The organism is Nonomuraea sp. NPDC005692 (assembly GCF_040631115.1).
In the GTDB taxonomy this organism is placed as follows: Bacteria; Actinomycetota; Actinomycetes; order Streptosporangiales; family Streptosporangiaceae; genus Nonomuraea.
The window spans coordinates 1-13,597 of record NZ_JBEXYU010000058.1 but is presented as its reverse complement, the minus strand read 5'-3'; the positions used below and the strand labels follow the sequence as shown (position 1 = coordinate 13,597).

9 protein-coding genes and 2 pseudogenes are annotated in these 13,597 nt (G+C 70.1%); 5 read left to right on the top strand and 6 right to left on the bottom strand.

Annotated features, from left to right (window positions below):
• Nucleotides 1-123 precede the first annotated feature (123 nt).
• On the bottom strand, nt 124-375 hold the full coding sequence (locus ABZ459_RS51325; RefSeq protein ID WP_357988424.1) for a hypothetical protein: 252 nt from the start codon (nt 373-375) through the stop codon (nt 124-126).
• Entirely contained in the window at nt 368-733 is a 366-nt protein-coding gene (locus ABZ459_RS51320; protein ID WP_357988420.1) for a hypothetical protein, read from the bottom strand. Before ABZ459_RS51320 ends, ABZ459_RS51325 begins: the two co-directional genes overlap by 8 nt.
• 391 nt (nt 734-1,124) lie before the next feature.
• Here ABZ459_RS51320 and ABZ459_RS51315 point away from each other — a divergent pair, with 391 nt between their 5' ends.
• Both ABZ459_RS51315 and ABZ459_RS51310 read left to right on the top strand, forming a co-directional pair.
• Nucleotides 1,125-3,836 carry an AAA family ATPase gene (locus ABZ459_RS51315; protein WP_357988417.1) on the top strand — a complete coding sequence of 904 codons (2,712 nt, stop codon included), beginning with the start codon at nt 1,125-1,127 and terminating at the stop codon, nt 3,834-3,836.
• A gap of 81 nt (nt 3,837-3,917) precedes the next feature.
• Nucleotides 3,918-7,190, top strand: a complete 3,273-nt coding sequence (locus tag ABZ459_RS51310; protein WP_357988414.1) for a hypothetical protein — start codon at nt 3,918-3,920, stop codon at nt 7,188-7,190.
• Here the strand turns inward: ABZ459_RS51310 and ABZ459_RS51305 are convergent.
• From ABZ459_RS51305 to ABZ459_RS51295, 3 genes are all read right to left on the bottom strand, one after another.
• Nucleotides 7,172-7,669, bottom strand: coding sequence for a hypothetical protein (locus tag ABZ459_RS51305; RefSeq protein ID WP_357988411.1), 498 nt, complete (start codon nt 7,667-7,669; stop codon nt 7,172-7,174). The two genes, ABZ459_RS51310 and ABZ459_RS51305, sit on opposite strands and share 19 nt — an antisense overlap.
• 648 nt (nt 7,670-8,317) lie before the next feature.
• Nucleotides 8,318-8,767 (bottom strand): VOC family protein, encoded by a 450-nt coding sequence (locus ABZ459_RS51300; protein WP_357988408.1) that lies wholly within the window; start codon nt 8,765-8,767, stop codon nt 8,318-8,320.
• Between the two features lie 11 nt (nt 8,768-8,778).
• The gene (locus tag ABZ459_RS51295) at nt 8,779-10,023 is read right to left on the bottom strand and encodes an FAD-dependent monooxygenase (RefSeq protein ID WP_357988405.1); all 1,245 of its coding nucleotides are present in this window, start codon (nt 10,021-10,023) and stop codon (nt 8,779-8,781) included.
• 167 nt (nt 10,024-10,190) lie between these two features.
• Here ABZ459_RS51295 and ABZ459_RS51290 point away from each other — a divergent pair, with 167 nt between their 5' ends.
• Both ABZ459_RS51290 and ABZ459_RS51285 read left to right on the top strand, forming a co-directional pair.
• The gene (locus ABZ459_RS51290; RefSeq protein WP_357988402.1) at nt 10,191-11,165 is read left to right on the top strand and encodes a GntR family transcriptional regulator; all 975 of its coding nucleotides are present in this window, start codon (nt 10,191-10,193) and stop codon (nt 11,163-11,165) included.
• Nucleotides 11,166-11,225: 60 nt separating this feature from the next.
• Entirely contained in the window at nt 11,226-12,068 is an 843-nt protein-coding gene (locus ABZ459_RS51285) for a MarR family transcriptional regulator (RefSeq protein WP_357988399.1), read from the top strand.
• 111 nt (nt 12,069-12,179) lie between these two features.
• Here ABZ459_RS51285 and ABZ459_RS51280 read toward each other — a convergent pair.
• Nucleotides 12,180-12,299 (bottom strand): annotated as a pseudogene (locus tag ABZ459_RS51280) (IS5/IS1182 family transposase); the annotation flags it as partial.
• 503 nt (nt 12,300-12,802) lie between these two features.
• Between ABZ459_RS51280 and ABZ459_RS51275 the strand changes: the two are divergent.
• A pseudogene (locus ABZ459_RS51275) lies at nt 12,803-13,597 on the top strand (cytochrome P450); the annotation flags it as partial.

The following is a 13,597-nucleotide window of genomic DNA, read 5'->3' as shown; positions in this document are numbered from 1 at the left end:
CCGGACGGCTGTCCGGACGTGGCGAGCACGGCGATGGCCTGCCTTCAACTTGGCACTGTCACTTCGGTCGCTGTCGAGAAGCCGGCGCTCGCGTCATCGAAGTCGGCAGTACGGCGCCGAAGATCAACCGTTCTGGCCCGGGGTCATGGAGATCTGTGGTGCCCGGCTGTTCCGGACGTCGCGTGCCGTCCCCTCACCGGGCAGTCGTGTGTCAGCGCCTTCCCTGCCTGGTCCGCCATGTCGGCGAGCAGCTTGGTCGTAGCCGATCAAGAAAGCTGTCACGCCCTTAAGCGATGGGCGGCCGATGAACATGCCGGTGCGCCTGGCGAACTGGTTGAAGTATTCGCGCTCGCTCATGTCGGTCGGTTCAGTCATCCTCGGATCCTCTCTGGCGAACTCCGGTGCAGGCTATGACCTTGGTGGTGTCCGATGTGAGGAACAGTATGTAGTTCCAGGTCCGGTCGGCTGAGGTGATGGAACCGAGCCGGATCGGGGATTGGTCGAGGCTGTCGAGAGTGTCGACGGTCTGCTGAAGGGCCTGGGTTCGGGGACCTCGTGTCGTGGTGAAGCGGAGTCGTCGCCTGTATGTTGTGGCCAACTCGGATGCCGGCACGTCTCCGTCCCAGATGGTGAACTGGCCGTTGTCGGCGAGAGCAGCGCGGGCCGCTCTGCATGCTCCGGTTGCTGTGTCGAGGAGCATGAGGAGTTCGTCTCGGTTCAGCGGTTGCTCCACTGGCAGAGCTTTATGGGTGGTGCGGATGTTAATCGAGGCGCTCTAGCCGAGGTGACAGGTGCCCGCCTCATCGGTGACAACAAGCGTGCGCCGTCTGCACCACGAGCGCCCCGAACCCGGCTGGCCCGGCCGCCAGCCCTTTCAGCAGCTGTCCTGCAAGCCCAGCGGGTCTTGCAGCGGGCGGCGCTGCGCGGACATCGCATCGATCACCGAGAGCATGTGAGGGCGCCACCTCGCCACCACCGCATATCGCCACCCGACCGCCCACGCCACTTCCCGCGCTGCGGCGACGGCCACCTCGCTCTCACTCACGACAGACGCTGAGAAGTAAGGGTTGTCCCGCCACCGATGCAACGGAATCCTTCCTGCTTTTTTGCGACACTGTGAATTTGTGCGGGAGCGGAACGTTGCGGCTGAGGCCATTCGTGAGCGGCTGGCGGAGGCCCGGGCCGGGCGTGGCGGGGCGGTGTTCGTCCTCGGGGACGCGGGGATGGGGAAGACCTGGCTGCTCGGCGGGATCGCTGGTGCCGGCTTCTACGTCGGACGCGCCCACGGCTCGCCCATCGCGTCGGGGGTGCCCTTCGACGTGATGGCCCAGGCACTGACGGGCCTCGGCGTCGGCGACAGGCCGGCCGACACCATGGCGGGCCGGTGTCACCGCATGTGGCAGGCCCTGGGGTCGTGGTCGGGCGATCCTGTGGTGCTGGTCGTCGATGATCTCCACTGGGCCGACGCCGACTCGCTCACGCTGATGGCGTTCCTGTGTCGCCGCCTGGCCGCCTCCCGGGTAGCGGTCGTGGCGGCCCTGCGGGCGTGGCCGCCCGCCGCTCTGGACCTCGCGCGGGACCTGGAGGAGAGCGGGTGCGCGCGTACGGTCGAGCTCGAACCCCTGGGTGAGCGGTCCTCCGCCGTCTTCCTCTCCCGGCGGACCGGCCACGAGCTGCCAGCCCGGATGGCTCACACAGTGTGGGCGATGTGCGCGGGCAACCCGCTGCTGCTCGACCACGCCGCGCGGCTGCTCGCCGACGGCGCGGACCTGGGCTCACTGGAGACGCGATCGCCCGATCTCGCGGGCCGGGAGCTGCTGGTCCGGCGGTTTCTCGGGGCGACGCCCGAGGCGATGCGCTGCGCGCGGGCGGGCAGCGTCCTGGGGCTGTCGTTCGATCCAGGGGCGGCGATGGAGCTGGCAGGCCTGGACACCGAGGCGGGCGACGACACCGTCGCGGGTCTCCAGCGGGGGCGCCTCCTGCGGGAGGCTCCCGGCGGGCGGGTCGAGTTCGTCCATCCGCTGTTCCAGCAGATCCTCTACGAGGAGATGCCGACCTCGACTCGCTTACGGCTGCACGCGCGGGCGTTCGCCCTGCTGATGCGGCGGGGGTCGCGGGCCGAGGCGGCCGAGCACGCGCTGCGCGGGAACCTGGCCGGCGACCGGCATGCCGTCGCCGCGCTGGAACGGGTCGGCCGCGACGCGCTGGCCGCCGGCGCGACCGAGACGGCCGCGCGCTACCTGGCGGGCGCCCATCGCCTGGCCGGAGACCACGCCCACCCGGGGCTGGGGCTGGCCGCGGGCCAGGCCCTCATGGCGGTCGGCCGAGCCGCTGAGGCGGTCGCGCTGCTCGGGGCCGTCTCCCGCCATCCCGCCGCCGACGTGGAGACCGCCGCGCAGGCCGCCTGGATGGCCGGCCGCGCCGGGTTCCTCACCGGCAACCATCGCCAGGCCGAACGCGACCTCGACCGGGCCGCCGGACTGGCCGCCGAGCGTGCCCCTTCGATCGCCGTCGAGGCGCTGCTCGACCACGCCAACTTCCAGCACCTGATCCACGGAAGCCGGGCGCTCCCCTTCGCCGCCCGGGCCCGGGACCACGCCCGGGAACACGCGGCCGGCGTCGGCGCGGCCCTGCGCCGGAAGGTCGCCGCCGCGCACGGCTACATCGCCTACATCGGCGCCGACCTGGCCGGACTCGACGAGGTCGGGCGAGCGGCCCGGGAGATCGAGGACGACCCGGAGGCCCAGCTGATCGACGTACAGGGGACCTGGGGGGCGCTGAGCAATCACGCCTTCGCCACCAAGTGGGCCGAGCGCTTCGACGAGTGCGAGAGGGCGTTCACCCAGGTGATCACCGCCGCCGAACGCGCCGGGGCGATCGGCACCCTGAGCATGCTGTACGCCTCCCGCGCCGAGCTCATGGTGCGGATCGGCCGACTCCGCGAGGCCTTCGCGAGCGTGGAGCAGGCCCAGGCACTCAAGGACCTGGCCCCGATCTCGGAGCGCTACGTGGCCGCCGCTCAGAGCTGGCTCCTGCTGCTGTCCGGCGACCTGGAGGAGTGCGAGCGGCGCTGCGCCCAGGTCGAGCACAGCGCGTCGAGGCTGAGCGACGTCGGCACCCTGATCGTCGTCTGGTACGTCCGGGGCCGCCGCGCCCTCCATGAGGGCGACCTCGCCACCGCGTGCGCGCAGTTCGACCTGCTCGACGAGACGACCCAGCGGGTCGGCATCCTCGAACCCTGCCTGGTCCCCTTCGCGCGGGACGCCGCCGTGGCGTACACGAGAATCGGGCGGCGCGCATCAGCAGAGCGGCTGGTCGCGCGGCTCGAAGCGGTCTCGTCCCGGCTCCCCTGCGTCTGGCCGCGGATCGCGGCCGCGACAGGGCGGGCCCTCCTGTCCGACGACCCCGCCGTGACCGAGGCCGAGTTCGCGACCGCTCTCGCCCTGCACGACACCACCGACCAGCCCTTCGAGAAGGTGGAGACCCAGCTACTCTTCGGCGCCTGGCTGCGCCGGACCGGCCGGCCCGCGCGAGCCAGGCCGATGCTCGCCGACGCAGCGACCACGGCCGCCCAAGCCGGGGCACGCTGGCTCGCCGACCGGGCGTACGAAGAACTCCGCCGCGCCGACGGCCGCCGCCGTCGTGTGACCGACCCACAGTCACTGACCCCCGCCGAGACCCGGACCGCAGCGCTGGCTGCCCAGGGACTCACCAACGCCGAGATCGCCGAACGGCTGTCGATCACCGTCAGAACCGTGGAGACTCACCTAGGCAGGGTGTACACGAAGCTGCGGATGTCCCGCCGCGACCTCATCCTGCGCGGCGTGACGCCCTAAACATCCGTGGTTCCCCCGATGCCCGCGTGAGTGGCCCGATCCGATCCTGGGTGTGCCGAACTCACCCGCCGGAGGTTGCCCATGTCCCGACTCGCCGCCGCCATGGTGCTGCTGGTCGCCGCCGTTCTCGTGGCACTCCCGGCCCCACCCGCGTGGGCGGCCGAGTTGTGCGGTCTGAGGTTCGTCATCGGGACCGGCGATGACGGGATCCGGGACGACTCCCTGGAGATCGTCAGGCTCGGTGAGAAGGCGTTCCTGTTCACCGAGCGCCCGCTCTACGCGCCGCCCCGGCCCTACCATCAGGGCGGCACAGGCGACCGGCCCCACACCGAACACCAGTGGACGGGGTATCTGCGCACCTGCGCCACCTCCGCCGATCTGGCCGACGGCTTCAGCATCGAGCACGTCAACTACGCCGACGACTGCTGCACCGACAACTGGTATCTGAAATACCTGCGCATCGAGGACCCGGTGAGCGGAGCCGTCCTGGCCGAACTCACCGCCCCACCCGGCAGGGAGTACGTGCACTACTTCCAGAAGAACGCCGGTCAGATCCTGCGGATCCCGGTCGACGGCGAGCACCCGCCCGACCCGCCGGCCGATCCGGCCCGCACGTTCTGCCGGATGGAGTTCACCATCGGAGTCGGCACGTACGGGCTCCGGAACGACTCCCTGGAGATCATCAGGCTCGGCGACCTCGTGTTCCTCTTCGAGGAGCGCCCCGCGTACGCCCCACCCCGCCCCTACCACCAGGGCAACACCAGTGACCAGCCCGATGTCGAGTACACCTGGCGAGCCCATCTGGCCGGCTGCGCCACCGCCGCCGACCTGGCCAACGGCTTCACCATCGAGCACATCAACTACGCCGACGACTGTTGCACCGACAACTGGAGCCTGCGGTCCCTGCGCATCCGGGATCTTGACACGGGACGCATCCTGCTCGACCACGCCGCGTCTTCGGGCAAGGATCTGCACCTCTTCCAGAAGAACGCCGACCAGTTCTACACCACGATCGACCACGACAGCGACGGCGACGGGCTCAGCGACCGGATTGAGCTGCACGGCATCCGCGACCAGGGCGTCGTCGACACGTGGCTGCCCGACCACGGCTCCGACCCCTGCCGCGAGACCATCGCGGTCGAGATCGACTGGCTCCACGACACCGACCGCGATGTCAGCGATATGCCCGACCGCGCCGCGATCGACGAGGCGATCGCCATGTTCGCCGACGCCCCGCGCGGCCCGCAGGACTTCTGCCCCTACGGGCACCTTCCCGCGGCGGGCGTCCAACTGCTCGTCGACCTCGACGAGGGCATCCCCGTCGACCAGGCGGAACGGATGCGGCCGCTGGTCCACGCACCCCACCAGGTGCTGCCCTACTACAAGTTCGCCGACGCCCACTTCTCAGCGGTCCGCAGGGGCCTATTCCGTTACAACCTGTGGGGCTACCGGGCGGACGACACCAACAGGAGCGGGAGTTGCTGCACGAAATGGGGCTTCGTGGTCACCCTCGGCACCATGCAGAATCCGCCGGTACGAGTGCAGAGCGCGTCCTTCGTCCACGAGCTCGGACATGCCCTGGGACTCGCGCACGGCGGACAGGACCACGTGAACTACAAGCCGAACTATCTGTCGGTGATGAACTACGCCTACTCGTCCATCGGCATCCCCGACTACGTCGCATGGGACCAGCGCAGGGAACAGCTCGGCCCGGCCATCGGCCGCAACCAGCTCGAACAGACCCTCAAGGAGGTCAGCACGATCGACTACTCCAGAAGCACGCTCTGGCCGCTGCGCCGCTGGCGCCTCGACGAAGGCCGCAACGGGCTGGGAACCGGCCAACACGCCATGGCCACCTGGTGGGACAACAAGGGCGTCCGGCACATCGGCGACGCCTCCGACCCGATCGACTGGGATCCCGAGGACGACGGAGTCGTAGAAGTCGACGTCAACGGGGAATTCCAGCTCTGCATCGAGGCCGCCGACGGGAGCCTGGAGAGCCGGCGGGCGGACGACGACAGCGTGCAGGGCGGCAAGGTCTACGCGGGACTCGACGGAGTCTGCGACAGCAGCCCCGCGCCGACCGACCTGGCCGTGGTGCCCCAGGGCTTCGACTACCCCCAAGAGCACAACTACAAAGTCGACGACGGTGTGCTGGTCGGCTCCAACGACTGGTCGCGGATCCGGATCGCCCCCGGTTCCGGTGATGACCTCCCCGCTCCCGGCGACGTGCCGGAGATGACCACCGACGAGATCACGGCGCACCGCGCCCGTTTCCTCGACGCCGTCGTGGCGGCCGACAGCCCGAAGCCGGTGACGGCGCCGCGCTGGGGTTACGCCTACATGGACCGAGCCACCCCCGCCGAGGCCCCGCTGGGGGCGGTGACCTCGCTCACGACCTCAGGACAGTGGAGCACCGGGCGCCTCGACCCGGCCACCGCCAACCGGCGAGCCACGGTGGTGCACACCGGCACGGGCACCTACGACGTGCGCCTGCCCGGGGTGGCGTCGCCCGGCGGGATCGCGCACGTCACCCCGTACCGGACCGCCTACCGGGGCCGTACCTGCGGCGTCACCGGATACGCGCCCGACGGGCCCGACCAGCTGGTCCAGGTGCGCTGCTTCAACGAGAACGGCGCTCCGGCCGACTGGTGGTTCACGGTCTTCTTCGCCGAGTTCGGCCCCGGCACGACCCCCTATGCCACGATCCGGTACGACGACACGGCCGGCGGCGTCCACACGCTGAACCCCGTCCTCAACACGGGCACGGTGAACTCCGGAGGCGGCGTCGATCGCGTCGTCCGCGAGTCCGCAGGCCGCTACCGGGTCACCCTCGACGGCCGGGCGTTCGCCGACGGGACCGGGTACGTCCAGGTCACGCCCTACGGGAACGGCACCCCCGCCCGGTGCAACCCGGCGGCCATCCAGCCTGGGGACGATCGCCTGGAGATCACCGTCGTCTGTCATGCGATCAGCGGCGGCGCTCCCGCCGACTCCCCCTGGCTGCTGTCGTACACCCAAGGCGCGGGACTCCACCGGGACGTCACCACACCGGCCGCGTATGTCACCGTGACCGGCGACGTGGACCCCGCCCGTTCCTACAGCAGCACGGGCGAGACCCCCGCCCTCACCCGGCTCGGCACCGGCAACTACCGGCTGACCTGGGAGAACCTGGGGAAGGTCGGGGACAGTATCCAGGTGACCTCCACCGGCACGGGCGGCGGGTACTGCCATCTGGGCAACGTCAACTCCTACGCCGCCGCACCCCGGGTGACGGTCGACGTCTGGTGCCACACCGCCGCGGGAACCCCCGGTGACAGCTCGTTCGCCCTGGCCTATCTCCGCATGCCCTGACCGGCCCATCGGGCGACCCGGCGGAGCAACCCGCCGGGTCGTTCGTTCTCCCGTTCGGCCAGAGCCGCCAGCACCCGCTGCGCGGCCAGGTCGGCGATCTCGCGCCGGTGGGCTTCCTCCTCGGCCCGCCGCTCCTGCTCGCGCCGCCGTTCGGTCCGTCGTGCCAGGGCCACGTCACCCGCCCACGCCAGCACCGACAGCGCGGCCCCACCGAGCAGGCCGGCCCAGAACAGCGAGCGGCTCGCCGCCTTCTCGGCCGGGACGTCGGTGAAGGTGCCGTAGGGACCGGGGTCGGGGTACTGCGTGTTGGCGCGCAGATGCTCGCGTGTCCATCGCAGGCCGGGGCCCCCGTAGTCGGGAGAGACCGCCTCGGGCTTGAGCTGGTCTTCAGCGTCCTGGCCGGTCCGGTCGAAGGAGCCCTCGTACACGACCGCGTAGTCCCAATCCGTTCCGAACCAGGTCGGGCTCAACCGGGGCATTCGTACGACGGTGCTGGACCCGCTCCGGGCTACCATCGGATCGGACACCGTGAAGCTGGCCCCTCCCGCGGCCCGGTACTTCCCGGCTGATGGAGCCGGGGGGCAGAGCTCGGTCTCTCGCGGCGGCGACGGGCGGCTGACGGAGTGGTAGACCCGCATCGGAACGCATCGCGACGCCGGGATGGCGGGCCGGGCCGGTTCGTCCGGGTCGAACGTAGCCAGGACCACGACTGCCAGGCTTGATCCGTCGGACACACGCAGCGTGATCTCGACGTCGTGGGCCGGTCCGAAGATGATCACTCCCACCGTTCCAGGCTCGGCGACGACGGGGAACGAGGGGATGGCCGCCTGGTACTGCCACCACCCGGCGAGCGCCAACACGATGGCGCCGGAGATCAGGACCAGTGGGGTCCGGAAAGTCCGCGCGACGACCATGATTCGACGATGCCAGGTCGAAGGCGGGGGCGCGCGGATTCCATGGCGGGGGTACCTCCATCGATAGGCGCGGCCGGTGTCTGACTGGCGCCGGGCGGAACTCGAACTGGTACGAAACATGCGTTCTCTGGGCGCAACGGGCACAGGACTACCGTCAGCCAGGAGCGCCGAGCTGTGTCCGTGCGCATCGCTTGCTCTGCCCGTACGCGCTGATCACCGGTCACGGGCGTCGGCCAGTCCCTGGATGTCGATCTTGGTCATGGCGTGCAGGGCGGTGAGGACGCGTTCGGCGGCCTCCGGTTCGGCGCCTTGGAGGAGCTCCCGCAGGGCCGTGGGCATGACCTGCCAGGTCACCCCGAAACGATCGACCAGGGAGCCACCCGGCCCCTCTTCGCCGCCATCGGTGAGGCCCGCCCAGAGGGTGTCCACCTCCTCCTGGCCGTCGCACTCCACGTACATCGACAAGGCCCTGGTGAAGGGATACCGGGGCCCACCGTTGTGAGCGATGTAACGCTGACCGGCCATTTGGAAGACGACGGTCATGACGCGACCGTCCGCGGCGCGCTCGATGTCGATGATCCCGGAATCGGCGAACAGTGCAGTGTAGGAGGTGGCCGCGGCTTCGGCTTGGCCGTCGAACCACAGGAAGGTGCTGACGCGCATGGTGCTCTCCTTCAGTGCTTGGTGGACCGGTGGGGTGCCGGATCGGCGTAGTCGTCGAGCGCGACGGTGTCGGCCACCGACTCCAGACCTCGGCTGACCAGGCGTCTGGGCAGGAAGCGCACGAGTCGTACGGACTGGTTCCGCAGCCACATCTGTGCCCGCGCGTCCGGCATCAGGCCACCGTCGCCGGCGGTCCGGGCGAAGTGCTGGGCCCGGTCGACGAACTCGCGCATGCCCCTCTCGTACGCGGCATAGGCCACCCGCTGGTCACCCCCGGCCCTGAACAGTTCACCGGCGAGCACGTAGGCGCCGACCAGGGCGAGGCTGGTGCCGATCCCGGACATGGGAGAGGCGCAGAAGGCGGAGTCCCCCACCAGCACGGTCCGGCGGGTCGACCAGGTGCCGAGCTGCACCTGCTCGACCCGGTCGAAGTAGAAGTCGGACGCGTCCCAGATCTGCGGCAGGAAAGCGGGGACCGCCCATCCCGCGTGCTCGAAGGTGCGCGCGACGACTTGCTTCTGCGCGGCGACGTCTCGCCGGTCGAACTCGAGCCCGGGGGCACGGAAGAAGAACCCCGCGAGGGCCCTGCCCGGCTCGGTCAGCGGACGCAGGCCCGCTGTTCTGCCGGCACGGCCGTCACCACCGGGCATGGTGTACATGAGTTGCCAGCCGTCCAGATCCACCTCGGACGTGACGGAGAAGAGCGCGATGAAGGAGCCGAGGTCGCGGACGTAACGCTCCTCGGGGCCGAACGTCAGCCGGCGCACGCTGGAATGGACGCCGTCCGCGCCGACGAGCAGATCGAACCGCCTGGAGACCCCCTTCTCGAATGCCACCGTGATGCCGTCCTCGTCCTGCAGCACGTCGGTGATCGCGTCGTCGAAGACGTACTCGACGTCGTCGCGGATCGCGTCGTGGAGGATCCGGGCCAGGTCGGTGCGCAGGAGCGCCCACTCGGCGACCGGCCCGCCGGACGGCCCGAACACGTCGGTGCCCAGGCTCGCCACCCGCTTGCCGCTTTCGTCGATGAAGGCCATGCCGCGGGCTCCGACGCGAGCGTGGCGGATCTGCGGAACGAGGCCCATGCGTTCGATCACCTGCCGCGCGGTGCCCCGGATGTCGACGGCGTGACCGCCCGTGCGAGGCGCCGGCGCACGCTCCACCACCGTCGGCCGGAATCCGTACCGGCGTAGCCAGTACGCCAGAGCCGCCCCGGCGATGCCGCCCCCTGACACGAGGATGTCCCTGTTCTTCATTCGCCCTTCCCCACGTTCGTGACTACGGCGTATCTTCGCCGGTGCGTACACCGTATGAGCGTGGTGAGGGCGTGGAAGCACGTTCGCGAGCAAAAGTGAACTAGTGCAAGCGTCAAAGTGAACTAGTACGCTATTCCTGTCATGCCCCCGTCGGACCGGAGGATCACGTGCCATCGACGCAGCGCCCGGAGCCGCCCTACCGGGCGATCGTCGCGGAGATCCGCTCCTGGATCGACGGCGGCGATCTCCGCCCCGGCGACCGAGTGCCGTCCATCCGGGCCATCGCGCAGCGGTGGGGCGTCGCGATCGCCACCGCGACCAAGGTGACGGCCGCTCTGCGCGAGGAGGGCCTCGTCGAGACGAAGGGCGGTTCGGGCACAGTGGTCAGCCCCCAGACCGGTCGTCGGCCCGCTCGCCCGCAGCACCGCGACACCACGGCCGCGCGACAGGCCGAATCGGCCGACCAGGAGATGCTCCGGACGCGCATCCTCCGCGCCGCCGTCGACCTCGCCGACACCGAGGGGCTGCACGCGCTGTCGATGCGCCGGCTCGCGGCCAAGCTGGAACTCGGGCCGATGTCCCTGTACCGGCATGTCACCGGGAAGGAGGAACTGCTGGTCCAGATGGCCGACCTCGTGTTCGGCGACCTCGATCTGCCCGAGCGCGGACCGCAGGGGTGGCGCGCCAAGCTCGAACTGGTCGCCCGTCAGCAATGGCGGCTCTGCCGGCGGCACGTGTGGCTGCCCCATGTCGTCTCGTTCACGCGGCCCGTTCTGGCCCCCAACATGATGGCCCAAACCGAGTGGACCCTGCGGGCGCTCGAGGAGCTCCATCTCCCCATGGACGTCCGGTTCCAGGAGACACTCACCCTGCACGCGCTCGTCGTCACTGTCGGGCTGTCCATGGCAGCCGAGGTCGAGGCCGAGCGGAACACGGGCATGACCTTGCAGCGCTGGTCGGAAGCCGAGCGCTCGCGCCGGCAGGAGCTTCTCGCCGACGGAAGATTCCCCCTCCTGGCGACGATCTCGGGCGATGCGGCGCCCGATCTGGACGTCTTGTTCGAGTACGGCCTGGCCCGCCATCTGGACGGATTCGCAGCCCTGGTCGGCGACCAGGGCTCCTGGGCACGAGCCCATCTGTGAACGTGTTCAGCCGCCGAGGCGATCGCGGCCGCCGTACGGCCTCCTCGGGTCTGGTTGCAGATGAGCACCGCCACCGTCTACGCCCACCGCTTCGACGCGCCCAACGGCGAGGCGGCCGGCGTGCTCGGTGGCGCCGAACCGGGCGTACCGGGCTACTGGGCCTCCAGCGTTGAGATCTCGAAAGCGTGGGAGCGGGCGCAGGAGCAGGCCGGAATCCCGCACACGCGCAAGGTCGGCATGCGCGTCGCCATGGTGATGAGCCCCGACCGCGGCGGTGTCTTCGACGTCCTGCTGCGGCTCGCGCGCCTCGGACTCGGCGGCCCGGTCGCGGGAGGCGCGCAGCAACGCACGTTCATGCGCGTGCTGCGCGCCGCGGGGGTTTTCCGATGCGGTCGGCGTGTGGGGATTGCGCGGACATGGCGACTCCTATTCGTTGGCACAGCCATCGTTGGAGCCGCCAACAGTACAGAGATTCGTGGGTCGTGCCAACGAGATAAGGTGGCCGGAGGGGAGGGGACTCCTAAACGCTTGACCGCCAGGCCCAGCTGGTTGCTCGGCCAAGTCGCCGCGCACGCAGGCCGCCTTTCCGCCGAGGCCTTCGCCGATGCGGGCGCACACGGCTACCACTACCGGCTCCTCGCCGCCCTCGAGGAGTACGGCCCGGCAAGCCGGGCCGACCTCGGCCGTCGCACCATCATGGACCGCAGCGACGTCGCCGCCGCCCTCAACGACCTGGCGGCCCAGGACTTCGTAGAACGCATCCCCGACCCGCACGACCGGCGCAGCAACATTGTCACCCTCACCACGGCCGGCCGCCGTCAACTCCACCGCATCGACCGCGCCATCGACAAGGTCCAAGTCGACCTCCTCGCCCCCTCGCCGTCGAGGACCGCCACATCTTGACCCGCCTGCCGACCGAACTGCCGGCGCACCACCGAACAGGACCTGGATCCGGGGGTTGATGCCGCACTCCACAGCGTGGCGCAGCTGGTAGCGGGAGACCCCGATCACGCCCAGTACCGGGATGAACTGAGGGCTGTCCCCCCGCTGACCGGCGGTCACCACCGCGGCCGGCGGTTTGCGGCCCTGCTCGCAAGGCGGACGGGTCTTGGTGGTCAGCCCGCCGCGCGAGCGGCTCCAGCGCATGATCGGCCGGCTCGCTGTGCACGCCGCCGATTGGTTCCTTACCCTCTGACCTGCGATCAGCGCAGGCCGACGACGCATCGCCACCTCAAGCACGAGCTGTTGCTGATCAGCGAGTTTGTCGCTCGCCGCGTTCGTGCTGATCTGCGGGATCGGCTGATCGCATTCGGTCCCGCTGAGGAGCGCACCGCATCGTAACGGAGCCGGCATCCGTGAGCGAGACTCGCTCCCTCCGGCGCCACCAGACACGTCGGGCATAACCGGCTGCCGAAGAACTGCGCCCACTCGCGGCCCTCGGTCCGGCGGACCGACTCCTTATCGCCTGCGCGGCGCCTGTCAGATCCAGGACCGAAGTTGAGCGATGCCAGACAAGCGGCGTCGTTCGTGGGGGTGTCTTGACGTATCAAATGAATGCTTTTTTAATTCGGGTGAGGGTGCGATTCACCTCGGATCGACTCCGACCGGTTCATCGACGTCAGGGATGGAGCTGCGAGATGACCGTGGACGACCGCTTCGGCCCGGAGCTGGAAGAGGCGCGCAGGAACCGGCTGCGCGGTACCGTCAGCGAGATCGTCACCGATCCGGTCTCCGACTGGGCCACCGACTTCTCCCACGTCGACCCCCAGTGGGCCGCCGACCCGTACCCCATCCAGGACGACCTGCGGCGGCGCTGCCCGATCGCGCACACCGACCGGTTCGGCGGGGTGTGGCTGCCCACCCGCTACGACGACATCGCGGCCGTCGCCTACGACACCGAGCGGTTCTCCTCCCGGGCCGTCGTCGTCGGCAACGTCAAGCCGCCCCGGGAGCTCGCGCCGGTGGGCGGGGTCCCGCCGATCTCGTCCGACCCGCCCTTCCACCACGACGCGCGCAAGTTACTGCTGCCCGCCTTCACCAAGACGGCGGTCGCCAGGCGCGAGGCGAGCACCAGGGCGCTGTGTCACGAGCTGATCGACGGCCTGGAAGGGCGGGAGGTCGTGGACGCGGCCCGCGAGTACGCCCAGTACATCCCGATGCGGGTGATCGCCGACATGCTGGGCTTCCCGCCCGAGGACGCCGACCGGTTCCGGGGGTTCGTGGAGAACGCCCTGGAAAGCGTGAACGAGCCCACCGAGGTACGGCTGGAGCGCTTCGCCGACCTGTCGTCCTACCTGGTCGAGCAGATCCACGACCACCTGGCCCACCCACGGGACGACCTCACGACGTACCTGCTCGGCGCCGAGCTCAACGGCGCGAAGCTGGACCCCGTCCACGTCGTCGGGACGATGACGCTGCTGCTCATCGCGGGC

Excerpts from the sequence above, each read along its gene's own strand:
- ABZ459_RS51285 (WP_357988399.1), top strand. The coding sequence starts at position 11,226 with ATGAGCACCGCCACCGTCTACGCCCACCGCTTCGACGCGCCCAACGGC.
- ABZ459_RS51305 (WP_357988411.1), bottom strand. The coding sequence starts at position 7,669 with ATGCCCCGGTTGAGCCCGACCTGGTTCGGAACGGATTGGGACTACGCG.
- ABZ459_RS51300 (WP_357988408.1), bottom strand. The coding sequence starts at position 8,767 with ATGCGCGTCAGCACCTTCCTGTGGTTCGACGGCCAAGCCGAAGCCGCG.
- ABZ459_RS51295 (WP_357988405.1), bottom strand. The coding sequence starts at position 10,023 with ATGAAGAACAGGGACATCCTCGTGTCAGGGGGCGGCATCGCCGGGGCG.
- ABZ459_RS51310 (WP_357988414.1), top strand. The coding sequence starts at position 3,918 with ATGTCCCGACTCGCCGCCGCCATGGTGCTGCTGGTCGCCGCCGTTCTC.
- ABZ459_RS51325 (WP_357988424.1), bottom strand. The coding sequence starts at position 375 with ATGACTGAACCGACCGACATGAGCGAGCGCGAATACTTCAACCAGTTC.